Source organism: Erythrobacter sp. S158 (assembly GCF_057364915.1).
In genome coordinates, this window is sequence record NZ_CP200279.1 from 2417413 (window position 1) to 2441084 (window position 23672).

At 58.7% G+C, this 23672-nt stretch carries 22 protein-coding genes and 1 tRNA gene; 12 read left to right on the forward strand and 11 right to left on the reverse strand.

Going from position 1 to position 23672, the window contains the following annotated elements:
* Positions 1-10: 10 nt before the first annotated feature.
* Genes AC0V6T_RS11825 through AC0V6T_RS11835 form a run of 3 tightly spaced genes read left to right on the forward strand, consistent with a single transcriptional unit; the run spans position 11 to position 2127 of the window.
* Positions 11-517 carry a hypothetical protein gene (locus AC0V6T_RS11825; RefSeq protein WP_486127108.1) on the forward strand — a complete coding sequence of 169 codons (507 nt, stop codon included), beginning with the start codon at positions 11-13 and terminating at the stop codon, positions 515-517.
* Between the two features lie 29 nt (positions 518-546).
* Positions 547-1494 (forward strand): bifunctional diaminohydroxyphosphoribosylaminopyrimidine deaminase/5-amino-6-(5-phosphoribosylamino)uracil reductase RibD, encoded by a 948-nt coding sequence (ribD, locus tag AC0V6T_RS11830; protein ID WP_486127110.1) that lies wholly within the window; start codon positions 547-549, stop codon positions 1492-1494.
* Between the two features lie 9 nt (positions 1495-1503).
* Positions 1504-2127: a riboflavin synthase gene (locus tag AC0V6T_RS11835; RefSeq protein ID WP_486127112.1), complete on the forward strand. Its 624-nt coding sequence runs from the start codon at positions 1504-1506 to the stop codon at positions 2125-2127.
* Positions 2128-2207: 80 nt separating this feature from the next.
* Here AC0V6T_RS11835 and AC0V6T_RS11840 read toward each other — a convergent pair whose 3' ends face one another.
* The 4 genes from AC0V6T_RS11840 to AC0V6T_RS11855 all read right to left on the reverse strand — a co-directional run bounded on the left by AC0V6T_RS11840 (position 2208) and on the right by AC0V6T_RS11855 (position 7835).
* Entirely contained in the window at positions 2208-4553 is a 2346-nt protein-coding gene (locus tag AC0V6T_RS11840; RefSeq protein WP_486127114.1) for a beta strand repeat-containing protein, read from the reverse strand.
* 213 nt (positions 4554-4766) lie between these two features.
* Positions 4767-5705: an OmpA family protein gene (locus tag AC0V6T_RS11845; RefSeq protein ID WP_486127116.1), complete on the reverse strand. Its 939-nt coding sequence runs from the start codon at positions 5703-5705 to the stop codon at positions 4767-4769.
* Positions 5706-6141: 436 nt separating this feature from the next.
* Positions 6142-7074 (reverse strand): hypothetical protein, encoded by a 933-nt coding sequence (locus AC0V6T_RS11850; RefSeq protein ID WP_486127118.1) that lies wholly within the window; start codon positions 7072-7074, stop codon positions 6142-6144.
* A gap of 242 nt (positions 7075-7316) precedes the next feature.
* Positions 7317-7835 carry a PilZ domain-containing protein gene (locus AC0V6T_RS11855; RefSeq protein WP_486127120.1) on the reverse strand — a complete coding sequence of 173 codons (519 nt, stop codon included), beginning with the start codon at positions 7833-7835 and terminating at the stop codon, positions 7317-7319.
* On the opposite strand from AC0V6T_RS11855, the gene AC0V6T_RS11860 reads away from it, so the two are divergent.
* Positions 7834-8328, forward strand: coding sequence for a hypothetical protein (locus AC0V6T_RS11860; protein WP_486127122.1), 495 nt, complete (start codon positions 7834-7836; stop codon positions 8326-8328). The two genes, AC0V6T_RS11855 and AC0V6T_RS11860, sit on opposite strands and share 2 nt — an antisense overlap.
* 51 nt (positions 8329-8379) lie before the next feature.
* Here AC0V6T_RS11860 and AC0V6T_RS11865 read toward each other — a convergent pair whose 3' ends face one another.
* The 3 genes from AC0V6T_RS11865 to AC0V6T_RS11875 form a co-directional block, all read right to left on the reverse strand.
* On the reverse strand, positions 8380-8928 hold the full coding sequence (locus AC0V6T_RS11865) for a GNAT family N-acetyltransferase (protein ID WP_486128588.1): 549 nt from the start codon (positions 8926-8928) through the stop codon (positions 8380-8382).
* A gap of 12 nt (positions 8929-8940) precedes the next feature.
* Positions 8941-10128, reverse strand: a complete 1188-nt coding sequence (locus AC0V6T_RS11870) for an amino acid aminotransferase (protein ID WP_486127124.1) — start codon at positions 10126-10128, stop codon at positions 8941-8943.
* A gap of 105 nt (positions 10129-10233) precedes the next feature.
* The gene (locus AC0V6T_RS11875; protein WP_486127125.1) at positions 10234-11136 is read right to left on the reverse strand and encodes a DUF1134 domain-containing protein; all 903 of its coding nucleotides are present in this window, start codon (positions 11134-11136) and stop codon (positions 10234-10236) included.
* A 300-nt stretch (positions 11137-11436) separates the two neighbouring features.
* Between AC0V6T_RS11875 and AC0V6T_RS11880 the strand changes: the two genes are divergently transcribed.
* Positions 11437-11527: transfer RNA gene (locus AC0V6T_RS11880), tRNA-Ser, on the forward strand.
* Positions 11528-12056: 529 nt separating this feature from the next.
* On the opposite strand, the gene mauJ is transcribed toward AC0V6T_RS11880, so the two are convergent.
* The 4 genes from mauJ to AC0V6T_RS11900 form a co-directional block, all read right to left on the reverse strand.
* Complete coding sequence (gene mauJ / locus AC0V6T_RS11885) at positions 12057-13310, reverse strand: methylamine utilization protein MauJ (protein ID WP_486127127.1); 1254 nt, start codon at positions 13308-13310, stop codon at positions 12057-12059.
* Positions 13311-13419: 109 nt separating this feature from the next.
* Positions 13420-14421, reverse strand: coding sequence for a hypothetical protein (locus AC0V6T_RS11890; protein WP_486127129.1), 1002 nt, complete (start codon positions 14419-14421; stop codon positions 13420-13422).
* Between the two features lie 159 nt (positions 14422-14580).
* Positions 14581-14769: a helix-turn-helix domain-containing protein gene (locus AC0V6T_RS11895; protein ID WP_486127131.1), complete on the reverse strand. Its 189-nt coding sequence runs from the start codon at positions 14767-14769 to the stop codon at positions 14581-14583.
* 612 nt (positions 14770-15381) lie between these two features.
* Positions 15382-16308 carry a tyrosine-type recombinase/integrase gene (locus AC0V6T_RS11900; protein ID WP_486127133.1) on the reverse strand — a complete coding sequence of 309 codons (927 nt, stop codon included), beginning with the start codon at positions 16306-16308 and terminating at the stop codon, positions 15382-15384.
* Positions 16309-16700: 392 nt separating this feature from the next.
* Between AC0V6T_RS11900 and AC0V6T_RS11905 the strand changes: the two genes are divergently transcribed.
* From AC0V6T_RS11905 to AC0V6T_RS11935, 7 genes are all read left to right on the forward strand, one after another.
* Positions 16701-17765, forward strand: a complete 1065-nt coding sequence (locus AC0V6T_RS11905) for a mannose-1-phosphate guanylyltransferase (RefSeq protein WP_486128590.1) — start codon at positions 16701-16703, stop codon at positions 17763-17765.
* A gap of 23 nt (positions 17766-17788) precedes the next feature.
* Positions 17789-18577, forward strand: coding sequence for a class I mannose-6-phosphate isomerase (locus AC0V6T_RS11910; RefSeq protein WP_486127135.1), 789 nt, complete (start codon positions 17789-17791; stop codon positions 18575-18577).
* 139 nt (positions 18578-18716) lie between these two features.
* Positions 18717-19610: a glucose-1-phosphate thymidylyltransferase RfbA gene (gene rfbA / locus AC0V6T_RS11915; protein ID WP_486127137.1), complete on the forward strand. Its 894-nt coding sequence runs from the start codon at positions 18717-18719 to the stop codon at positions 19608-19610.
* A gap of 11 nt (positions 19611-19621) precedes the next feature.
* Positions 19622-20167, forward strand: a complete 546-nt coding sequence (gene rfbC, locus AC0V6T_RS11920; RefSeq protein ID WP_486127139.1) for a dTDP-4-dehydrorhamnose 3,5-epimerase — start codon at positions 19622-19624, stop codon at positions 20165-20167.
* Entirely contained in the window at positions 20164-21012 is an 849-nt protein-coding gene (gene rfbD, locus AC0V6T_RS11925) for a dTDP-4-dehydrorhamnose reductase (protein ID WP_486127141.1), read from the forward strand. The genes rfbC and rfbD overlap by 4 nt, the downstream gene beginning before the upstream one ends.
* Complete coding sequence (gene rfbB, locus AC0V6T_RS11930; protein ID WP_486127143.1) at positions 21005-22057, forward strand: dTDP-glucose 4,6-dehydratase; 1053 nt, start codon at positions 21005-21007, stop codon at positions 22055-22057. The genes rfbD and rfbB overlap by 8 nt, the downstream gene beginning before the upstream one ends.
* The gene (locus AC0V6T_RS11935) at positions 22033-23664 is read left to right on the forward strand and encodes a glycosyltransferase family 2 protein (RefSeq protein ID WP_486127145.1); all 1632 of its coding nucleotides are present in this window, start codon (positions 22033-22035) and stop codon (positions 23662-23664) included. Before rfbB ends, AC0V6T_RS11935 begins: the two co-directional genes overlap by 25 nt.
* Positions 23665-23672: the final 8 nt, after the last annotated feature.

Below are 23672 nucleotides of genomic sequence, written 5' to 3' on the forward strand. Positions count from 1 at the left end.
TCACCCCATCATGGGTGTTTTTCAAAAATCACGCTTCAATCCCAAGCCCGGGATTCTCGACTTCTGGAACGAGTTTCGGAAGCCCAATCCCTATCGCTGGCCGATCCTGATCATGTCCTCGCTGCCGATCGCGGCGCTGATGTATTACCTCATTCAGGACCGCAATTACGTGACGCCCGAGCGTCCGCAGATCACTTACATCACCACGCTGGAAGAAGGGCGGAGCGATGAAGAGATCATCGCCTCGAACCTCGAAAATCAGGAGATCAAGAACCTGCGCGAGGCGGCAGAAGAGGATCTCGAGGCGCGAAAGCGTGACATCTACAAGGCGCTTGGCGCTGCCGCCGGCATGGACGTCGATGAGATCGACCGCCGGGGCCGCGCCGCCCGCGCTGCCGAAGAGGCCGAGCGCCGCGCTGAGCTCGACGCACTGATGGGCCGCGCGTCCGAGGGCGAAAGTGGCGAGAGCGACGAAGGGCCTGCGAGCGAGGCTCCCGGCGAAAGCCCGGCGTCATAGCGCCCCAAGACTTCACTGACAGCGAATGGATGGCCGCCACAGCGCGGCTGGCTGGGCGTGCGCGTCCGATAGCTCGCCCCAATCCCGGCGTCGCCGCACTGCTGGTGCGGGGCAATTGCGTCATCGCGCGCGGCTGGACGCAAGGCGGTGGACGCCCGCACGCCGAAGCCATCGCGCTTGCGGGGATCGCCGAGGGCGGCGCGAAAGACGCGACACTTTATGTCACGCTTGAACCGTGCGCGCATCAATCCGAGCGCGGCCCCGCCTGCACCAACCTTGTGATCGCGGCGCGCCCTTCGCGCGTGGTGATCGGCCAGCTCGACCCCGACCCGCGCACCGCAGGCCTCGGCGCAAACCGTATCGAGCGCGCCGGAATCGCTGTGACCGTGCTTGACGATAACGCCGCGCGTGCCAGCCTTAGCGGATATCTCACCCGCGCGGCTTTTGGTCGTCCGCATGTGACCCTCAAACTCGCAATGAGCCTGGATGGAGCAATCGCGCTTGCCTCTGGCGAGAGCCAGTGGATCACCGGAGAGGCCGCCCGCGCGCACGTCCATTCGCGTAGGGCACAGCACGATGCGATCCTTGTCGGAGGCGGCACTTGGCGCGCGGACAAGCCTCGTCTCGACGTACGCCTGCCCGGCCTCGAAGCGCGCAGCCCCGACCGGGTGCTGCTCACCCGCGGCGTCGCGCCCGATGGCGTCACCGTGATCAACGAGCCTGCACAGATCGCCGCGCTCGACGGCGTGCAATATCTCTATGTCGAAGGCGGGGCAGGAGCGGCTGCGAGTTTTCTCGCCGAGGACATGGTCGACGAGCTTCACATCTACCGTGCCCCGATCCTGATCGGCAGCGGATTGCCCGCGCTTTCCGACATCGGCCTTACCAGCCTTGCAGACGCGCACGGACGCTGGCGCCATTGTGAAAGCCGCCAGCTTGGCAGCGACACTTTCACGTCCTATCTGCGCACCCGATAGGAGACACGAATGTTCACCGGAATTGTGACCGCCATCGGCACCATCGCGAATGTCGACCAGCGCGGCGACATGCGCCTGCGGATCAACGCCCCGCTCGACCCGGCGCGGATCGATATCGGCGCCTCGATTGCCTGTTCGGGCGTGTGCCTCACGGTAGTCGAACGCGGCGGCGAAAAGGGTGATGCCTGGTTCGATGTAGACGTGTCGGCAGAGACCGTCAGCCGAACCTATGCCGGCATGTGGAACGAGGGCGCGCGCATCAATATCGAGCCATCTTTGCGCGTCGGAGATGAGCTGGGCGGCCACATCGTCACCGGCCATGTCGACTCTGTCGGCACGGTGGTGAAGGCCGAAGAGGTTGGCGACAGCTGGCGCATCGCGATCCGGGCGCGCGCTGAAATGTCGCCTTTCATTGCGGAAAAAGGCTCGATCACCGTCAACGGCGTTTCGCTCACCGTCAACGACGTGCGCGATCGCAGTGACGGGACTTGCGACTTCATGCTCAACATCATCCCGCACACTGCCGAAGTCACGACGCTCGGCGGCCTCAAGGAAGGCGACGAGGTCAATCTCGAGATCGACGTGCTCGCCCGCTACCTGGAGCGGATGCAGGGCCTCGCCGCCACGCGCTAAGCCTTCGACCGAGCGCACAAACAAAGGGGCCCGCACCATCATGGCGCGGGCCCCTTCGTGTTTCAGTTGAGATCTGGCGATCAGGGAATGTTCTGGTTCACCACCACCGAGTTCATCGTACCGGCCTGGTCGACCCGGCTGAAGTTGCCAGTGCCGTCCTGATTGACCGTCGCCATGTTGGACGCGCCGTCCTGCAGGATGATCGAGGTGTTGAGCAAGCCATCCTGGTTGAGCTCGGCCGTGTTGGTCGTGCCCGACTGGACGATGCGCGAGAAACCCTCGTCGCCGTCCTGATTGACGTCGGCGAGGTTTTCGAGACCGCCGGCATTCTGGATGACATTGCTCACGTTCTCGTTGCCGATCTGGTCGACGAAGGCGGTGTCATCGGTGCCCGACTGAGTCACGCGCGAGATATTCTCGTCACCCACCTGATTGACGCGCACCGAAAGGCTGAAGAAGTCCTCAGCGACCCCGTCCTGCGTCACGATCGAGCGGTTGTCGTTGCCAGTCTGGATCGACTCGATCCGAGAAAGGCCGTCGACATCGATGATGCTGGAAGCCTGCGTGCCGTTGTAGATGTTGCCGTTCCCGGTCTGGGTGACGCTCGTCTCCATGTTGGTGCCGCTCTGCAGGCTGATAAGGCGGTTCTCATCACCCGTCTGGGTAAAGAAACCAATCGCCGACTCGCCGGTCTGATCGATGTTGTTGACGTTCTCGTTACCGGTCTGACGGACCAACGCGAACGGGCTGGCGCGAAAGGTTCCTCCAACGCCATCCGGCAGGTCATTGGTGTACCCGACGCTCAAAGCCGAAGCGATACCGGCGCTTTGGAGGACGTTCGAACGGTTACCGTTGCCGCCTTCCTGAACGACGTTGACACCGGCCGTGCCGAACCCATCGGGCGAGGACTGCTCGATGACCGAGACCTGCCCCGATTCCTGCTGGCGGACGAAGGCGAAGTTGTCATCGCCGGTCTGCGTGATACGCGAGGTCGAGTCGCTCGAGTTCTGGTCGACATCTGCAAAGCCGAGCGTGCCCGTCTGGGTCAGGCGCGAGATGTTGGTGAAGCCGTTCTGGGCGATGCGGCCTTCGTTGTCCGACCCACCTTGCGTTGCGCGGGCGTTGTTGCCGTCGCCGTTGAACTGGTTGATCTGGTAGAAATTGTCAGTGCCGGACTGGTCGACAAAGCTGAAGTTGTCGCTGCTGGTCTGGTCGCTGTCGATCTCGCCGTTGCTGCCGCTTTGCAGGATGCGGGTTTCGTTGGTGAAGCCGGTCTGCAGAACGTCGGTGTCGTTATTATCGCCCGACTGGAACACACGCGATGTGTGCTCGTCGCCGGTCTGGTCGACTACGACCGACTGGACCGTTCCCGACTGATCGACAAGGCTGAAATTGTCGCCGTTGATCGCGGCCGGAGCGAGCGCATCGCGGGTCTGGTTCACCGTGACCGTGCTGCCCGCATCTGCGGTCTGCGTGACTTCAGAGGTGTTAAACCCTTCGGCCCCGTCCTGAGTGACTTCGACAAAGGAATCCGCACCTGATTGGGTCACGTCTGAGAAGTTGTCGTCACCGTCCTGCACGACGTCGGTGTCGTTGTTGGAGCCACTCTGCACGATGAAGGACTGGTTGCCCTCACCGGTCTGGAACACGCCGAGTTCGGCATCGCTCGTGCCAAGCGCAGCATTGTCATATGCGGGCGTGCCGATCGTGTTGTCGCTGCCATCCTGGTCGACGAACGAGAAATTGCCGTCGCCTTCTTGGCGCACGCCAATCGAGTTATCCGTGCCTTCCTGGAAGATAAGCGAAAGACTGGAGCCGTCCTGATACACCTCGGAAATTACAGAATCGCCGTTCTGTGCGATTCCGGATTGGCCGCCACCCGCGATCTGGAAGACTTCGGCGTCTTCTGATTCACCAGACTGAGAGACCACGCTGTCTGCATCGACCGTGTCGACAAGCTGACGTACGCGCACCTGGCCACGGATGCCTGACTGGTCGACGATCGACCCGGTCAGCGAGCCTTCGCCGCCACCGGTACCTTGCTGAAGGACGTTAGCGACATTGGTCGGCCCGCCCCCTGCATTGATCTGGATAACGGTCGACAGCATGTCTTGCGAACTCGCTGTCTGCTGAACGCGCGCGCTGTTGTCGCCGGTCTGGTCGACTTCGGAAATTCCGCCATCGCCGTTCTGAACGACAATCGCACGGTTGGACACGCCATCGCCGCTGCGGGTCGTGCCGTCCTGCGTTACGAGCGAATCGTTGTCGTCACCTTGCTGAGTGACAGTCGCTTCGTTTTCTTCGCCGCTCTGGACGATCTCGCTGACATTGTTCGGCACAGCCTGAGCGTTAGCCGCCCCTGCAAATGCAAGCGAGGCAGCGCCAAGTGCTGCAACAGACGCAGTGGTCCTGAATAGAGTTTTCATCGATTTCCCCCCTGCCGGCCAGTCCTCAGAATTGAGGCGCATATGAAAGCCAGCCTAAAGCGCGAAGAGCACCCCTCTACGCTAACTGTATGGTTACTACCATTTTAACTGATTGATTGAAAGCGGAACCTCCCGCCGGGCAGCCGCATACGAAAAGGGGCGGGCCATCGCGGCCCGCCCCTCTCTGAGTTCGCTTTAGTCAGCGTTCGCGTCTTAGCGGCTCGCCTGACGTTCGTCGTCGAGGCCATCGACGCTCTTCGATACGAGAACGTTGACGGCGACGCGGCGGTTCTGGGCCTTGCCGTAAGCGGTCGTGTTGTCCGCTGCCGGGTCAGCCTCGGCCATGCCGGTTGGCGACAGCATGCGCCACGGCTTCCAGCCGCACTGCTGCTGAAGGAAGTTCACCACGCTGCCTGCACGGCGTTCGCTCAGACGCTGGTTCACTTCCTGGCTGCCGGTCGAATCGGTGTAGCCAACAACCAGCAAAAGCGCATTGTCGGTCGCTTCGGCCTGTGCAGCGGCGTTGCAAAGCTCTGCGCGAGCCTGCTGCGAGAGGTTGTGACGACCGGTGTCGAAATAGACATTGGTGGTCGACTTGATGTTGTACTGGTCGATGTCGCCGAAACGTCCACGCAGTGCCTCGGTGGCAGCGGCATTCTTCTCAATACCGGCGGTGTTTTCGCCGATCGCCATTTCGTTGTCGGCAAAGCGCTGGTTGGTGCCCGAGCGGATCATCTCGGCGGTCTCAAGATCGCCGTCCGAGAAACGCACGTCCGAGGCAACAAGGCCGCCGTCCCACTGACGGGTCGCGACCTTTACTGGCAGACCGTTCAGCAGCGCATCGGCGCCCAGCGTTTCGCGGCCAAGGCCGAGAAAGCCGCCACGTGCCTTGATCGTGGTCTCTTCCGTCACGGTAACGACCGTGCTGGTGCCATCGGCGCTGGTCACCTGGACCCGGTTGCCGCGGCGTGCGGAAATGAAGCCTTCGATATCCGGGCCTTCGACCATGGTGTCGAGAGCGGGAATTTCCGGCGCATAAACTGTGGTGAGAACTTCGCTGTCCTGTGCGGCTTCCTGAGCCATGGCAGGCACGCCGAACGGCATCGCAGCAAGCGCTACGAGCGCAAGAGTGGTTTTCGTAGTTGTTTTCATTCTTTCAGCTCCTTCAAGCAGCATCCACCGCGATACGAACCCGAAAGCAGGCGGTTGTTCTTGCCTGCCCCTGTTTGCGAATACTCGCATACGCCATAAGCGCGACCCACGGATTGCATCACCGGCTTGTAAGAGCCCCCTTTGAAACGAGGTTAACGGACCCGAGATCGCTCACGTCCGACCAGCACGCTCATCGTGCAGGTGGCGGCGATCTGTCGCTACGATCCTTGCACGTCAATGAATAGACAAGTCAGAATGCACGCAGCCGTGGTTGGCCTGTGATCGGGATGCGGTGAGTTGAGGCATTGGACGCAAAAAGGGCGCGAGAGATGTCGATCTCTCGCGCCCTTCGTGATGCAGGTGGACCGGCCGGTGCAAAAGCCAAAACCCACTCTGGGACATCCGGTCAGCCGTTAACTGGCTGGCTGAACGCGCATTACATCGTCTGCGTAACGTTCATTACGTGGCCACTGCCTTCCTGATCGATGGTCATCGTCAGGTTGTCGCCCATCTGGGTGAAGATGATCGAGTTGTTGCCGCCCGACGTGGTCAGGTTCTGGTTCAGCGTGAGCGAGTTGTTGTTCCCGATCTGGTTGCCTTCGGCGTAGTTGTTGTCGCCGCCGGTACCAGCACCGTTGTTGAAGCCCTGGTCGATAAACAGCGAGTTGCCGTCACCCTGCTGATTGCCGACAGCTTCGTTGAGAGCGCCGTTCTGGCCGATCGCGACGAGGTTGCCCGACCCGGTCTGCGAAATCGTCGCGGTGTGCCCGCCGACACCGGCGATGTCACCTTGCACGACGAAAGCCACGTTGGTGAGGTCTTCCTGCTCGATGAAGGCAACGTTGTCGTCGCTGAACTGGAAGACATCAGCGTCGTTGCCGCCGCCGGTGGTGTTCAGGTTCTGGTTGATGGTTGCCGAGTTGCCAGCGCCCGGCTGCACGATGAAGGCATTGTTGGAGCTGCCGTCGACGCCAGCGCCTCCGCCAAGGCCTTGGTCGACGAATGCGATGTTGCCGTCGCCGCTTTGGTTGACGGCTGCGAAGTTGGTCGCCGAGTTCTGGCCGATAGCCGCAAGGTTGTCCGCACCGGTCTGGCGGATCGATGCTTCATTGCCGCCAAGGCCGCCAAGGTCACCCTGAATGATGAAAGCCTGGTTGTTGGTAGAGCCGCCACCGATCTGGAGCGCGGTTGCAATCTGACCGTCGCCTGCCTGGCTGATCTCGATCGAGTTGAGAGCGTCTTCGACCTGTTCGATCGTGACGTCATGGTTCGTTCCGGTCTGGTCGACGTCTACATTGGCCTGAGCCAGTGCAGGCGAAGCTGCGGCAAGTGCGACTGCCGAAATACCGGCGTAAGCGAGTTTGTTCATTCTGGACCCTTCCCTGAGCGGTTCCACTCGGATTGAAAAATGTGGTGCGCGAGGTCACGCGAGGGAGGTATTGGGTCGTGTTCGCCTAATAATTGGTCGTACAAGATGGTGGAGAGCGCATTAACCAAGCGGTGTTCCGCCTCGTGTTCCCTAGGGAATTTACGTATTTGAGGGGGTTAAAGCGTCAAGCACACTCAGCGCAATTTGACTAACGACGCCGCGCGCGCTTGCCTGATCGCATTCTACCAAAGCGGTTCGCCGGGGTGATTCCCGGGCGAACGGGTGCTCTTGATTGCGTACAGGCGTTTCCACCGGGTGGTGAGCTCACCGATGACCATAGAGTCTATGAGCGTCAAAAAACGCATCCCGGCAACCATGTTCTTAGACCACGCGACACAGGTAGCCTGTGTGTCCAATCCTGCGAAACGCACATGGAAAGTATCTCCGGCCCTCAGAGGCCCCGAGCCGAGCATCCGGATACGACAGCCACTTTCACTGATGTCGATCAGCGTGCCGTTGGACTGCTCACCTTCGGCGTCCTTGATCGACGCGGCGATTGAAACCGGACGGCGCGGCCATTCACGGTCGGTGTATTCCGACGGCTTCCTCAATTGCTGATGCATGTAATCGTTTCCCCATTGCCGAGCCCGGATATGACCAACATGTGAAAAAGCACTTAAGGTTAATCGCCTGTTCCGTAACGCAAACGACCGATTAGTCGCTTTCCTACACAGGGTGAATTGTGCCTTGGTGTCGGCCATGACACCTGTTCCTTCCCGTAGGCGGCGCAATTCGCGGCGGCATCCTCCGGCCTTCACCCCGGTAAAGCTGCGCTCAAGGCGCGGCGGGTGGACGCCCGAGATACAGTGCGCGTTCCTTGCACACCTCTATCTGACCGGCTGCGTCGCTGCCGCCTCGCGCGCGGTCGGGCGGAGCCGCGAGAGCGCTTACCGCTTGCGCCAGCGCGAAGGCGCCGAAAGCTTTGCTCGCGCTTGGGATAAGGTGCTCGATGGACGCAGCGCGCCCGTCGTGGACTGGATCGCCGGCCGGCGCGGCGAAGGCAGACGCGCGGAGGATTGGCGGAAAGTCACACTTCCTACACTCAGATGGCGCGTCGAGATCGGCCTTTGGCGCCCCATAATCTATCGCGGAAAGATGCGCGGGATCGCCCGAAAACCTGATGATACTGCGCTTTTGCGGCTACTCACGCGGCTCGATGCAAGGGTTGCCGGGATCGAGGAAGGTGCCTTGTGAGCCCTCGCCCGCGTTTTTTCCAAACACCCCTTTGCGCGGTCCACCGCGACCTCACTGCGCCGCAAGCGGGCCCGTCGCAAAGCCTTCACGATCAATCACGTAAAAGACGTGCGGCTGGTCCGAACCCGCCATGCCGCGATTCTCGGTCCGCTCGGTCATTCGGCCGCCGATCTTCTCCATCGCTTTTCGCGAACGGATGTTGTCCGCCCCGACGGCAAAGCGGCACTGAGCAACGCTTTGAAGCGCATGGCCGATCATCAGCCGCTTCATCTCGCGATTGGCCGCCCCGCCCCAATGGGAGCGAGCAAGAAACGTCCAACCAATCTCGATCGAACCGCCGTCGGCGTCCTCAAGCCCCTGATAGCGGGAGGAGCCGATGACCTTGCCGGTAGCCTTGTCGATAACGACGAGAGCGCCTTCATTGGCGATCGCATCGTCGAAGAAGGCGCGGAACACCGGCTCGCGCCAGCGATCATGCGCCGGGTGCACTTCCCAGATCAGCGGATCGGAAGCGACCGCGAACAGCGCTTCCCAGTCATCTTCGCGCAGGGGCCTCAGCAGCAGGCTAGGACCTTCAAGCGTCGGCTGGCGGTCGAGTATGTTAGGGGCCTCTCAGCCCGTTACATCAGCGATGGCGCCGATGAACTTGTCGATGTTGTCCATCGTGAGGCCCGCAACGTTGATGCGGCCGGACCCGGCCATGTATATGCCGTGGTCCTCACGCAATGCGACCACCTGCTCCTTGCTCACAGGAAGCACCGAGAACAGGCCGTTCTGGATGCCGAGCGGTGCAAGGTCGACGCTTCCTGCAACGCCGGCATTGGCGAGATACTCGCGCACCTGCCGCATCCGCGCGCGCATCTGGTCAAGCTCGTCGAGCCATTGCTGCGTCATCTCCGGATCGCGCAGAATCACGCGCACGGCAGCCGCTCCGTGATCGGGCGGCATCGACCAGCTTGCGCGGGCAAGGGCGTTGGCGTTGGAGAACGCCTTCTCGAGCGTGTCGCTGCCTTCAGGTCCGGACTTGGACATGATGTAGAATGCACCCACGCGGTCGCGGTACATCCCGAAGTTCTTGTCGCAGCTGTAAGCGATGAACGCCTCGGGCACCTTGGCAAGCACGCTGCGAAGACCTGCAACGTCCTCATCAAGTCCGTGGCCCAGCCCATGATAAGCGGTGTCGATGATCGGGAATGTGCCGCTTTCGACCAGCGCATCGCCGATCGCGTCCCACTGATCGGCGGTGTAGTCGATACCCGTCGGGTTGTGGCAACAGCCATGCAACAGCACGCCTTCGCCCGGCCCTGCGCCATTGATCGCGTCAAGCACTGCATCGATGTTGGCAGTGCCATCGGGATTCGCATGGTCGAAGCCGACCCACTCAAGGTCGATATCGCCGAAGATCTGAGCATGGTTGGGCCAACTTGGCGTTCCCATGTGAAGCCTCGTCATGCCAGCTGCCTGCGCCAGTGCCGCCGCAAGGCGAACCGCGCCGGTTCCGCCTGGTGTCTGCATGCCCTGAATGCGCCCGCCCATCGTCGGGTCTCCGCCGAAAATGTACGGTTTGAGAGCGTTGACGAAGCCCATATCGCCTTCCGGACCGAGATAGGACTTGGAATCCTGGTTCTCGACCAGCCATTTCTCAGCCGCCTTGATCGCTCCGAAGACAGGGGTCGCGCCCTGCCCCGTGCGGTAGACACCGACGCCAAGGTCGATCTTGTCGGGCCGTTCGTCGGCAGCGTGGAGCTTGATGAGCGCGAGCAGCGCATCGGGCGATTGGGGTTCGAGATTGTCGAGCATGATGGCGCATGCTCTTACTCAGGTGCGCGCCGTGCGCAACCACCTTTCGAACCATGTTGCCCGCCGCCGCGCTTCTGCACGGTCAGCATCGGGCGATGTGCAACCTCAGAAGGGCAACCAGCGCTGCTTCTCAGAGAAACGCATATAGCCCGCATTGACACCCAGCCTGAGGCCGGCACCCATGCGGATCGGAATCAGCACGACATCGCCGCGCCGCATGTAGCTCGCATGAAGGCCGCCCACGAAATAGGCCTGACCTTCGCCTGCGGGGTAACGGCGGAAGATGTCCTGCGTGTCGTACAGATTGTAGACGAGAACGAAGGTGTTGCCCGCATTCGCTCCGGCATCGAAGCCAAGCGAGGGGCCGGTCCAGTAGACCTTGCGCTGCCCTTCGACCTTGTGATGGAGCGTGCCCGAACCATAGCGCGCACCGAAGATGAAAGCGCCGCCCGCTTCGCGCCCGACGATGTAGCCATTGGGCTCGCCCTGCTTGCGAAGCAGATCCTCGATCATGCCGGCAAGGCCTTGTGCGCCTTTGCCAAACACACCTTCAGCTGCGCCGATCAGATCGTCTTCGGCAAAGGTCCCCGAAGTGGCTTCCTGTGCGCCTGCGACCTGTTCGCCGGGAGCCGGATCGGTCCATTCGGGAACCGGCTCGCCCTCTTGCGCGGTGGCGACATCGCCATCGGAATAGTCGGCAAACTCACCTTCGAAACCGGCCTGCTCTTCGGTCTGAAGCGGCTCTGCAGTCTGAGGCGCTTCGCGAAGGCTGGGATCGGCAAGATCGGCGTCGATTGCACCGGAGCCACCGCCTGCTTCCTGATCGATGGTCTCGAACGCTTCGTCGGGATCGAAGCTCTCGACATCCTGCGCCGCCGCCGGTGCGAGAACCAGCATCGCAGCGGCGAACATCGCGGCGCCCGAACGGCCGATGCGCGCGAGTGGGGAAAGCGGCGAGGCTTGCTCGCCAGTGCTGTGGCCAGTCTTCAGGGGCGTGTCCTTGCGCATCGTAAACCTCTCTCGCATCGCAGCCGCCGCACTCTTGCATGGGCAAGCAGAGTCTTAATCAGCTGTCACGGCAATCGAGCGGCGACAGACCGAATCGAAAACGCGACGAAGCGAGTCGATAAGAGCCTTGCGATGAATCGCAGATGGCGGGGTAGAGTGGTGCCCCTCAGGAATGACGCGTAAGACGCTTCGCAGGCGGTGCACACATTCGCCGCAAATCTCTTGCCATTGGCCCTTGCCGGTCATGCGAAGCGCGACTATAGCGCGCGGCTCGCAGCCAATGTGAAGGCCAGCGTCAGCGGAGACGTGGGTGAGTGGCTGAAACCAGTTCCCTGCTAAGGAACCATACCTACTACGGGTATCGAGGGTTCGAATCCCTCCGTCTCCGCCACTTTCCATAGACATGCTTTTGATAATGCAGGATTATTTCTGCAAGCCGCCTTGCGGTACCCACACTCAGACCCACACCTGCCGGTAGGTTGGAGCGGCCAAGTTGCTCAGAAGGGTAACACGCAATTTAGTCCACAGCCGTGCGCCGATAAGCTGACTGTGGAGATAACGAGCCTCCATATTTTCATTCTTTCCGACCGGCGCGCCGCGATGCCGCCCTGAGTGTCGCGTAATAACGTTACGCCCTACGTAATTTTATTACGTCGTAGTTCTAGAACTCTACTCAGATTCTCTAGAAAACGAAAAATTCAAAAACACCAGGTGTTTTTCACTAAGTCCCTATATATAAATATTTTTTGAGAGAGAGAGATCGATAAGAATGATAATGTATATATAAATAGAGAGATACGGAAAAAACACTTGGTGTTTTTGAATTTTTCGTCGGCCTTAGGGACTGAGTGGAGTTCTAGAACTTGCTGCGCTTGGAGTTTCTAAAGAGCACCAGAGACAGAATTTTGCAGCCAATCCGATCAGTGGACTACCTCAGCGGTATCAATGACCTGGCTTAACAAGTCTAGCCATTCTCCCACCTGTCCTTGTTCAATAGCGCTTCGGATAAGGTGCATGTCCGTAGAGATAATCAGAGCGTAGACATAGCCATCCTTCTCTTGAACGCGCTGACAAATGCGGCTCAGCATTTCTTGCTGTTCACTCTTTCGATAGCTGTGTCCCCTAAGTTCCTCGAACTGCTCTCTACTCAAGCGGACGGCATATGGGAGAGCGCTCTGTGGGGGTCCAAATGGCTTCATCTCCATAACCATACCTTTGAAATCAAGGTCGAAATGGCCATCGTCATCCATTGGCACAATCGTTTGTATGTGGCCTACTGGTGTACCGGTATAATCAACATAGGTTGACGGTTGTCCCATCTGTAATGAGCCGTCGAACGTTCCGTCAGGGAACTGATGGACAAGTGCCATCCACACCAACCGACCCAATGTGTCGACCACCCGTTCGTGAGGGTCAGGTAAAGATTGCTCAATTTCCTTTAGCGTCTTTCCATGCATCAAGCTGTTACGTGTTTTTTCTAACAGGTTGACCGTCTGGCCATCGCAATCTTTGTCGATGCTCGTGAGCAAAGTGCGGATAGCTTGCTTAGGGTAAGGCTTATGCGTTGGATGTGAACGACACTTCTCACAATAGAGATCTGATTGGCAGTGCGGGCATTTGTCGTTCACCTTCGAGCTTGGCTTTTGAAACTCTGCGATGATCTCCAATGCGAACCAGAAATAGGTGTACTGGTCATCCAGCACCGATGCATTGACCCCTATCCTGTACCATCGGAGCGCGCGCTTTATGGCTCGCGGCATATCAAATTCGAGAAGGCGCTCGATAGTTTTTGCGCTCCCCTTGTCTAGGAACGGCTGTGGGTCTTCGTATTCGATCTTATCGCCCCACATGCGAACATCTCTCATCGCTCCTTTCGGCGGTCCGGCGTCTACAATCTGTCTTATTCTGTGCTTCCGAAAACGGGACCCTGTAGTGAAGGTGAGCATGTCCAAACACGCCTTGAGGTGCTCCTCAGCGGCATCAGCTGCATCGTCCATCGATACTGCGTCAAAATATATATGAACCGAAAGAAAGAACGGCGTCGTATATTCCGAACGAGGCACATTCTTGACACGAGCAGTGAAGCTATTCTTGCGACCTTTGAAATCCAAAACCTGGCCGTCAGCTATAACCGACACATCAGCGATAACTTCAAAATTGGCAGCACATTGCATTGATCGCACCCTAGCTAAACAAGGCTCTTGCCTTCGATAGCTGACGTGTTCCTGCTAGTCGCCTCCGGGTCCATGTTCTTCAGTGGATTAGACCAAGCGATTTCGAGCACTAGCTTTTGACCGAAGAAGCGCGAATACTCTCAAGGAAATCCACCACTTCGGCTGGGAGCCCCAGCCGGTTTGCAGCCGCATAAGCCCTGTTCGAGCAGTAGTCGAATTGAGTGACAGGAATGGCTCGCTTACCCATCTCCTCTGTCAGGTCCCCAAATCGCCTAATCCACAGAGTTTTTTCATCTTGAGGAAGCTCTATCGGCGTATTTTTTAGGAACATGAGCGAGGTGATCAATATCACCTCGTCGAAGTGATCCCGCAGATCTTCTTTGCTCAAGCCAGCAAGGTAAGGTCTTCGCTTGTACTCTGTACGCCAGCGCTCGTGGCGAGGCGCAAATTCCGGAATGTGATCAATCGTGCTGTAGTCTAAAGGCCGGTCACCGCCGTCAATGAATTTGCCGTAGCTCCACTCGCCCCATCGATGCTGAATCAATGCTAGCACGTCAGACTTCCAAGGTTGTTCGTAGACTGCTGGGCATTCGACTAAAGTCACTGGGAATGTAACATTGCCTTCAATGACTGTGGCGTGTCGTTCCGTGAAATAGATGACGCCGTCGACACCCGAGAAGCTGTGCTTGCCTCGACGCTTGCTGCGTACCGCGTGCCACAAAATATACGCGACGATTTCGGGATCGTAGATTTCGTGGTCCTCATTGATCAAAATCAGGACTCGGACTTGGCTTTTTCGCGGAAAGGCATTCGCATGAGCTTTAAGCTGTCGATTTGCCTTCTTTAGTGGATTTAGGATTCCTCGGCCTACCCGCTCCATGACCTGCTGTCCGATGGCTTCTGGATCATCCGTATTGTCGATGAATGATTGCATGGGAGCCGAGCCAAGGAACATGGGCCAATCGGGTTTAGTCCTTAGCTCTTCAAGCAAGTTTTCGAGCCGTTCGCTTCCATCGTCTTCCAAGGATTTGATCTCAATGGCGAGAAGACCTCGCAGGCAAATGTAGTCCGCTTTTCTCTCCTCAGAGCCTTGAACATCGTCCAGTGACACTCCGCCAAGACGTTCAGCTATAAACCTCTCTATTCGTGGTGAGATTGGCTCAACCGGACCTGTTCGCTCTACTCGCATTCTTGGATTATGAGAGAATCGAAGACGCGTTCAAGTAGGGCAATGCATCGGAGAGCGCTTCAAACGTGCGCACAATGGTCTCTAGATATCGTCATCGACCGCAATCAGTCTCTCAAGGTCTTTCGATGGTATTAAGCGCCTGCGACCAATTTTCTTGGAGCCGAGTTCGCCGCTAGAGATGAGTTCGTAGAGCTTCGTTTTTCCAAGTCCAGTGAGGCGGCTAACTTCAGCGACACTGAATGCAACTCTTTCGACTGATGGATTCTGCATGGTTCGTCTCCTTGCCCTTCAGTTCCTCAATCCTTGCGCTGATCTCAACTCATCAAATCCAAAACACCAGGTGATTTGAGAAAAAGAGACAAGCTATTCTGCGTCAGTCTGGCTGTTCTCCGCTCGCTTCAGTAGCTCCGACCGTTGGAGCATCGCTGTGATGCAATATGGGATAACCACAAGAGCCGTAGCCATCGCCGCACCAGCCGCTTCCTGAGGCGCACCATTGGCTCCTGTGAACGTCAGAAAGAGAAAGAACGCACCGAGTATGCCGCCAAGAAAGGTGAGTGCCTCAAAAACGTGTCGCATGAATATTCCTCCGTCAAAAGTGATCGATGAACCTCGCAATCGAGCGACTTTAGCTAGCTAGCTTTCGACCACTCAAGAATGCGCCCCAGTCGCGCATAATTTGCCTGCGAATATCCAGGTAGTCAGTCCGATGATACGCCGCTTCCGTCTTGTTCGCGATTGAATGCGCCAATGCAGTCTCGACTGCGGCTGGTGGATAGGAAGTGGTCTCAGCGGCCCAATCGCGGAAAGTCGATCTGAAACCGTGCACCGTCCAATTCTCCTCAACCACTGATCGCAGAGCCTTCGTCAGCGTCATATCGCTCAACGGACCGCCACGAATGCCCGGAAAGACCTGCTCAGCGGGGTCAGTCGAGCGGCGAAGACTAGAGTAGAGGCCACGGAAAGAATCTCTATTGCCTCACGGCTCAAGGGCACAGTGTGCTCGCGTCGCGCTTTCATTCTCTCGGCTGGTAAGCGCCATAGCTGCTTCCGAAGATCGATCTCAGCCCACGTAGCCCCTCTGACCTCTCCTGAGCGGGCTGCGGTAAGGATCGCAAACAACAGGGCGAGCTTACCTGCTGTTTCACCGCCTGAGAGTCCCATAAAGGCCACTGGAGCATCTTTGTAAGGCATCGCGGCAAAATGCCCTGCCTTTTTCGTTTGCTTGCCCAGACCGGCCCGTATGGACCTCAGAGGTGTCTCATGCTCTCGAAGGCCTTTGGAATGTGCGTAGTCGAGCACGGAGGTTATGCGTTGAAGGACACGCCGTGCTGTCTCTGGTTTTGACTGCCAGATTGGAACCAAAAGTGCGCGAACATCAGGACCTGTGACCTCGTCGACAGGCTTTCTCCCGATTTCAGGATAAACGTACCGAGCCATGGTTGATCGCCACTGAGCGCGGTGTTTGTCATTGGACCAGTTGGGGCTTCGCTCGGCGTAGAAGGCTTCTGCCTCAATCTTGAAAGTGGGATTGAGGTCTTGGTTGCATTTGGATGCATGGCGCTCGGCGATTGGGTCCCTGCCCTCACGGACGGACTTCCTCAACTCAAATGCTCGCTCGCGCGCTTCGGCTAAAGTGACGTCCTCAACGCTGCCTAAGCCTATGTCGCGTCGCTTTCCTCGGTACTGTATCCGGAGTATCCAAGATTTTGAGCCACTGGCCTTGCAGACAAGCATTAGACCGTCGCCATCAGAATACCGTCCGGGTTCACTGATTGACTTCACCTTCAACGCTGAAAAGTTTCCCATCGCTATCGTCCTCGTGCCCACATTCGTCCCCACACTTGGGAGCGAGCGTTAGCGAACGTCAACGGGTGTCAGAGCAAAACACCAGGTGATTTTACGAATAAACACGGGGACATACGATGCTCTGTGATTCACAGCGAACACAGGTAGAGAGGACTCCGTCTCCGCCACCTTTTCCAACCGCCACCACCCGCGCACCGGCCAGCAGCAACCCGTCGCAGGCGGCGCTTGACGGGGGTAAATTGCCCGCATTCTCAACCGATCCACGGTCCTACAACCCGCAATATGCGGAATGAAAGTTGGCACCATTTCGGTTCTTGTACCATTTCATAACCGGTCTCGGTCTACTAACGTCTCAGCTAAATGCCGAAACGTGTGAGGCCTTCTAGGTGAGTATCGAAAGCTCTATCCATCCTGTCATCCTTTGCGGTGGCGGCGGAACGCGCCTTTGGCCCGTGAGCAAGCAAGCTTTGCCCAAGCCGTTTCTGCCGCTGATTGGTGAGCGAACGCTGTTCCAGAAAAGCATCGACAGGGTGTCTGGCCATGCCAACTTTGCCAAACCAACAGTGGTTGCGGGGGAGGCGCATTACGGCCTCATTTCCGATCAGGCATCTGGCGACATCCGGATCGTCATTGAACCCTGCGCGCGCAATACGGCGGCCGCGATAGCGATAGCCGCGCACAACCTGTCGCCCAATGACATCATGCTGGTCTGCCCAAGCGATCACCACATCTCGGACGAGAGTACATTCCACTCCGCTGCGATGGCCGCCGCGCGGCTTGCTTCGCAGGATTGGCTCGTATCTCTGGCTATCGAGCCGACCGGCCCGGCCACGGGCTACGGATATCTGCAAACAGGCGAAGCGCTGGACGGTGGCAATCGAATTGGCCGATTTGTCGAAAAGCCCGATCTCGAAACCGCGAAACGCTTTCTCGCTTCGGGGGACTACAGCTGGAACGCCGGGATCTTTGCTTTCCGCGCGGGATTTCTGCTGGACGAGCTGAACAGCCACCGGCCTGAAATGGCAGCGCTGGTCGCGGAGAGTTATCGAGAAGGCCAGAAAACCGATACCGCGTTCCGCCCCGCCCCCTCGCCATTCGAGCAGATTGCCGGAGAGTCGATCGACTATGCGGTGATGGAAAACACGTCGCGCGCAGCGATGGTTGCGGTCGATATGGGATGGTCCGACATCGGCGACTGGGATTCGCTCGCAAAGGCGATTTGCGAAGACATGGGCCGGGCAAACGAGGACGGCAACGTAGCAAAAGGAAGGGCCGATTTCCTCGACAGCGAAGGCGTTCTCACGTTTTCTGATGGGCCACGTGTCTCGGTGGTAGGGCTCGAGAATATCTGTGTAGTGGTCGATGGCGACGAGGTGCTCGTGACCTCGCGCGATCAGGCGCAGCTGGTGGGCAAGCTTCCCGGCGCATCTTCGAAGGGTGGAGCCAAGTGTCGCTGAAGACCCGCCATCTTAGCATCCGCATGGTTGAAAAAGTTTGGGGCTGCGACGTGCTCCCGGCCCCGTTTTCGGCGCCTGACGGCTCGCGCATCGGCGAAATCTGGTTCGAACCGCCCGAAGAAATGGCCGAGGTTCTCGTCAAGTTCCTGTTCACTTCGCAAAAGCTGTCTGTCCAGGTCCATCCCTCTCAGAATGACGCCCTCCCTGGTGAGGCTGGCAAGGATGAATGCTGGGTGGTTATCGCAGCTCAGGATGAGGCGAAACTTGCGGTCGGCTTCAAAAACGAAGTTACGCGCGAAGATATCGAACGCGCCGCGATTGACGGTTCAATCGAAGAGATGCTGGCGTGGCATCCCGCCAAGGAGGGGGACATCTTCTACCTCCCGGCAGGCACCGTGCACGCCATCGGCCCGGGCCTTACGCTGGTCGAGGTGCAGCAAACCAGTTCCACGACCTTCAGGCTTTACGACTACGGACGACCGCGCGAACTCCATCTGGAGCGCGCCGTGGCGGTCGCCAACGGCTCCCCGCACAAGGCAGACTTGCGCAGCCGTGTCTCCGAGCGCGGGGAAAGGCTTATCGACGGGCCCTTCTTCCGGATTGACAGGATTGAAGGTCGTCCGAGCGACGCGGCCATTCGAAAACATGACTGCCCGATCCTCATTTTGCCTCTGGCCGGCACGGTAACCGCCGATGGCGGGGCCTCAAGAATTGCTCCAGGTGAGTGCGCACTTGCGCCCGACCTCGCCTCACTGGACTTCGGCGCTGCCAAACAGACATTTATTATTACCACCAGCATCACAGCTAGCTGAGGCTGAGCAACCGCCTGCAGTTGGCATTTCCAAGAGGCCAATCAGCGGCTACAGGCTTCGATCATCGCTATTGACCTCTTGATGCGATGCTGCAAGGCGCACGCCCGCGACAAGAGAGGTATTTTCGCAGGAAGTTGCAGTGAGTTCCCAGACACGAAAAGGCATTATCCTGGCCGGTGGTTCAGGCACCCGGCTCTACCCGCTCACGCGCGGCGTCTCGAAGCAGTTGATGCCAGTCTTCGACAAGCCGATGATCTACTATCCGCTCAGTACGCTGATGCTGGCGGGCATTCGCGATATACTCATCATCACCACACCGGAAGATGCAGAACAGTTCCAGCGCGTGCTTGGGGACGGGTCGGATTTCGGTATCAGCCTAAGCTATGCACAGCAGCCTAAACCTGAGGGACTGGCGCAGGCATTCCACATCGGCGCAGACTTCGTTCGCGGCGGGCCGAGCGCGCTGATCCTGGGTGACAACATCTTCTATGGGCACGGGCTGCCCGAACTTCTGGGTAACGCAGACGCGCGCGAAAGTGGCGCGAGCGTATTTGCCTATCGCGTCACCGACCCCGAAGCCTTTGGCGTGGTCGAGTTCGATAGCGAAGGCACGGCGATCTCGATCGAGGAAAAGCCCGAGGTCCCCAAGTCGAACTACGCTGTCACCGGGCTCTACTTCTATGACGAGACCGTCGTCGACCTTGCTCGCGATCTTGCCCCCTCTGCACGCGGCGAGCTTGAGATTACCGATCTCAACCGCCTCTATCTCGACGAAGGCTCAATGTCGGTGGAGATCATGGGCAGAGGATTTGCCTGGCTCGACACCGGCACGCACGCCTCGCTTCTCGATGCAGCGACATATGTACGCATCACCGAGGAGCGCCAGGGCCTCAAAATTGCCTGCCCAGAGGAAATCGCATGGCGCCAGGGCTTCATCGATGATGCGCGCCTCGAAGAGATCGCGCAGCCGCTGCGCAAGTCCGGCTATGGCGAATACCTGCTCGGCTTGCTCGATCAGCCCGTAATCGGTTGAGCGGCAGTTCGATGGAAATCACCAAGACAGAAATCGACGGCCCGCTGATCATCGAACCCAAAGTGTTCGGCGATGAGCGCGGCTTCTTCATGGAAAGCTGGAACGCGCAAGCATTTGCCGACGCCGGGCTCGACATCGCTTTTGTGCAGGACAATCACTCGCGCTCGCAAAAGGGCGTGCTGCGCGGAATGCATTTTCAGAATCCGGGGCCACAAGGCAAACTGGTCCGTGTCGTCAGCGGCGCTGTTTTCGATGTCGCTGTGGACTTGAGGCGTGCTTCGCCGACATTCGGGAAATGGGTCGGGGTTGAATTGTCAGCGCAGAACAAGCGAATGTTCTGGGTGCCGCAGGGTTTTGCCCATGGGTTCCTGACGCTCGAAGACAACACCGACTTCCTCTACAAATGCGACGCGCCATACGCTCCGCAAACAGAGCATTCGCTAGCATGGGACGATCCGGAAGTCGGTATCGAATGGCCGACAGATGGCTTGGAAGTTCAGCTGTCGTCGAAAGACCGCGAAGGCAAGTCGCTCAGTGAAGTGGAGGCGTTCGCGTGAGGGTTCTCATAACAGGCGCTAAGGGGCAGCTCGGTCGGGGTCTCATTGCCAGCGCCCCTGCCGAGGCAGAAGTGGAAGCCGTCGATATCGATGAGTGCGATCTGACCGATGCGGACGCCATTGGCGATCTCGTTACCACAATCGAGCCCGATATCATCATCAATGCAGCCGCCTATACAGCGGTCGATAAGGCCGAGAGCGACGAAGAGACGGCACGCGCGATCAATTCTTGCGCAGTAAAGGCGATGGTCGATGCGCATGACGGCAAGCTCGTACACGTCTCGACCGATTTCGTGTTCGACGGTCGGAGCTCGCGCGCATATCAGCCGGATGACGCTCGCGCTCCCATCTCCGCCTATGGCCGCACCAAGGCGGAGGGCGAGGATCATTTGCGGGAAAGCGACATCCTTGTCCGGACCGCATGGGTCTACACGGCAGGAGGGGCGAACTTCGTGCGAACGATGCTCCGATTGATGCGCGACAAGCCTGCTTTGAACGTCGTTTCCGACCAGATTGGCGCTCCTACCTGGGCACCAGGCCTTGCTGCCACGATCTGGGGCCTTTTGGACAAAGATGCCAGCGGCACGTTCCACCATTCGGATGCCGGAACCGCGAGCTGGTACGATTTTGCCGTAGCAATACAGGAAGAGGCCCTCGCTCTCTGCCTGCTCGATGCGGCCATCCCAATCACGCCCATCACCACCGCCGACTACCCCACCCCGGCAGCGCGACCGGCATTCTCGCTGCTCGACAGCAGCAAGACCCGCGCCCTGCTCCAGGATGGTCATACTCATTGGCGGGTAAACCTGCGGCAGATGCTGCGCGAGGAGAAGACACTTGGCTAACCTGCTCGTCACCGGAGGCGCTGGCTTCATCGGTGGCAATTTCGTTCACTACTGGGCTGACAAGCATCCGGAAGATGCGATCGTCGTCCTCGACGCTCTGACCTATGCGGGCAATCGCTCGACTATTGAGGGCGTCGAACAGGCTGATCTGATCGAAGGCGACATTCGCGATCAGGAGCTCGTTGAAAAACTGCTTCGTGAGCGCGAAATCGCGACCATCGTGCATTTTGCCGCCGAAAGCCATGTCGACCGTTCAATCTCCGGTCCCGATGCATTCATCGACACCAACATACTTGGGACGAACAGCCTGCTTAAAGCCGCGCGCGCGGTCTGGCTTGATGGCGACGGGATGGAGCACCGCTTCCACCACATCTCCACCGACGAGGTGTACGGATCGCTCGGTGTTGACGACCCAGCGTTCAGCGAAACCACGCCCTATGCGCCCAACTCGCCTTATTCGGCCTCGAAGGCGTCGTCCGATCACCTCGTGCGCGCCTATCACCACACGTTCGGGCTGGATGTGACGACCACCAATTGCTCGAACAATTACGGGCCGTACCAGTATCCTGAAAAGCTGATACCGCTGTTCCTGCTCAACGCATTGTCGGGGAAGAACCTGCCGATCTACGGTGACGGCATGAACGTGCGCGACTGGCTCCATGTCGAGGACCATTGCCGCGGGATCGAGGCTTGTCTTTCGAAAGGTGTGCCCGGCGAGACCTATAATATCGGCGGCGGTGAAGAATTGCCGAACATGGCAGTCATCGACGCAATTTGCGCAGAGGTCGATCGAGCCTTCGAAGAGGTCGATGGTCTTGCCGAACGCTATCCCGACGCGCCCGCTGCACACGGGAAGCCTACCAGCACCCTCAAGACATTCGTTACCGACCGCGCGGGTCACGACCGTCGCTACGCAATCGACGAAACCAAGGCCCGCGGCGAACTTGAATACGCAGCCGAGCGCACTTTTGCCGAAGGCTTGCACCAGACCTTGCGTTGGTATCTTGCCAACGAGGACTGGTGGCGCCCATTGCTCACCAAGTGAGCCTCAAGACAGCCTACCTCCATGCGCTGGCCCATGCCGAGGCGCTGACGCTCGAGCCGCGCCTCTATGCTGAGTGCGCCTATTGGCGCGTGACGGGCAAGAAGCTGCGAGCACGCCTTCGTTTGGCGCCGCTGCTTGGCCGCACTCGTTATGCTTATGACCTCTGGCTTTCGATGCAGGATGACGAACCGCGCTCGACTGAGCAGCCCACATCGGCAAAGCTGGTCGCCTTCGTCAAAGCCGGCGATGGAGCAGAGCTTACCCTCGAAAGCCTCGCTTATGCGGGTATTGAAGCTAAGGTCATCAGCGGTAGTCGGGCTGAAGGATTCAAAGACCTCTCGAGAGAAGCGGACGATCTGTGGCTCATGCCGCTAATGAGCGGCGACCTCGTCCACGCGGACGCAGGCGGAGCATATCGCAAGGCCATCGATGCAGCAGCACCGTCCACGTTCCTTATCTATGCCGACGATGATCTGATTGACCACACGGGACGTCAACATACTCCTCACTTCAAGCCGGACTGGAACAGCGAACTTTTCCGGCACCACGACTATCTCACAGGCGCCGCAATCGTGAGAGTCAATGGAGAGTTTGACGTCTCAGATGAATGGCCAAGAACGCTAATTGAAAGCGGAATCTCACGAACGAGCGAAAAGGGCGGCGAGATTATCCATTGCCGCAAGATGCTTCATCATCGCCGCCATCGGCCCGTGCCTCGTGTGCCAACCAGTTCGGCAAGCTGTTCGGCTCAATTGCCTACGATAAGCGTGCTCATTCCCACTCGCGACCGGGTCGATCTGTTGCGCACTTGCCTCGAGGGCCTGACGCGCACAGACTACCCCTGCTCCCTTGAGATAATCGTGATCGACAACGGGTCTACCGATCCTGCAACGCTCGATTATCTGGCCGGACTCGATCCGAAGTTTGCGCGGGTACTTCACGATGATCGTGACTTCAATTTTGCGGCACTCAACAACCGTGCCGCGGCTCAAGCCAAGGGGAAACTGCTCTGCTTCTTGAACAACGACATTGAGGTTATCGAGCCCGCTTGGCTGAAAACCTTGGCCGCGCAGGCTATTCGCCCAGAAGTCGGGGCGGTGGGTGCACAGCTTCGCTATGCAGATGGACGAATCCAACATGCTGGGGTCGTCACTGGTGTAGGCGGAGCGGCTGCCCATGCACACCGATTGCTACGCCCACAGGATGAAGGCTACTTCCAGCGGCACAATCTGCCCCAATTTGCGAGCGCAGTGACGGCTGCTTGCCTCGTCGTTTCGAAGGACAAGTTCGACGCAGTAGGCGGCTACGACGAGGACAGGTTTCCCGTGTCATTCAACGATGTCGACTTGTGCCTCAGGCTCGCCGCCAAAGGGTGGCACAATCTCTATGACCCGCGCGCGCGATTGGTCCATCACGAATCGATCTCCCGCGGCTTCGATATCGATCCGGTTGGCGCAGCGCGGCAGCGGCGCGAGGTCGAAGCGCTGCAGGAACGCTGGGGCACGCAGCTTGCCACGAGCGAAGAAGTAAGCGAAAGGCGCGCGCACGATCCCTTCCACCACCCTGAATTGAGCCCTTACAGCGAGCAGTTCGTACTGCGCCTGTAAGTCATATC

What these genes read in the sequence shown, in the direction of transcription:
- AC0V6T_RS11910 (WP_486127135.1), top strand. Translation starts at nt 17,789, where the DNA reads ATGGTTGAAAAAGTTTGGGGCTGCGACGTGCTCCCGGCCCCGTTTTCG.
- AC0V6T_RS11875 (WP_486127125.1), bottom strand. Translation starts at nt 11,136, where the DNA reads ATGCGCAAGGACACGCCCCTGAAGACTGGCCACAGCACTGGCGAGCAA.
- AC0V6T_RS11870 (WP_486127124.1), bottom strand. Translation starts at nt 10,128, where the DNA reads ATGCTCGACAATCTCGAACCCCAATCGCCCGATGCGCTGCTCGCGCTC.
- AC0V6T_RS11850 (WP_486127118.1), bottom strand. Translation starts at nt 7,074, where the DNA reads ATGAACAAACTCGCTTACGCCGGTATTTCGGCAGTCGCACTTGCCGCA.
- mauJ (WP_486127127.1), bottom strand. Translation starts at nt 13,310, where the DNA reads ATGCAATGTGCTGCCAATTTTGAAGTTATCGCTGATGTGTCGGTTATA.
- AC0V6T_RS11860 (WP_486127122.1), top strand. Translation starts at nt 7,834, where the DNA reads ATGACACCTGTTCCTTCCCGTAGGCGGCGCAATTCGCGGCGGCATCCT.
- AC0V6T_RS11855 (WP_486127120.1), bottom strand. Translation starts at nt 7,835, where the DNA reads ATGGCCGACACCAAGGCACAATTCACCCTGTGTAGGAAAGCGACTAAT.
- ribD (WP_486127110.1), top strand. Translation starts at nt 547, where the DNA reads ATGGCCGCCACAGCGCGGCTGGCTGGGCGTGCGCGTCCGATAGCTCGC.
- rfbC (WP_486127139.1), top strand. Translation starts at nt 19,622, where the DNA reads ATGGAAATCACCAAGACAGAAATCGACGGCCCGCTGATCATCGAACCC.
- AC0V6T_RS11895 (WP_486127131.1), bottom strand. Translation starts at nt 14,769, where the DNA reads ATGCAGAATCCATCAGTCGAAAGAGTTGCATTCAGTGTCGCTGAAGTT.
- AC0V6T_RS11825 (WP_486127108.1), top strand. Translation starts at nt 11, where the DNA reads ATGGGTGTTTTTCAAAAATCACGCTTCAATCCCAAGCCCGGGATTCTC.
- AC0V6T_RS11900 (WP_486127133.1), bottom strand. Translation starts at nt 16,308, where the DNA reads ATGGGAAACTTTTCAGCGTTGAAGGTGAAGTCAATCAGTGAACCCGGA.
- AC0V6T_RS11835 (WP_486127112.1), top strand. Translation starts at nt 1,504, where the DNA reads ATGTTCACCGGAATTGTGACCGCCATCGGCACCATCGCGAATGTCGAC.
- AC0V6T_RS11845 (WP_486127116.1), bottom strand. Translation starts at nt 5,705, where the DNA reads ATGAAAACAACTACGAAAACCACTCTTGCGCTCGTAGCGCTTGCTGCG.
- AC0V6T_RS11840 (WP_486127114.1), bottom strand. Translation starts at nt 4,553, where the DNA reads ATGAAAACTCTATTCAGGACCACTGCGTCTGTTGCAGCACTTGGCGCT.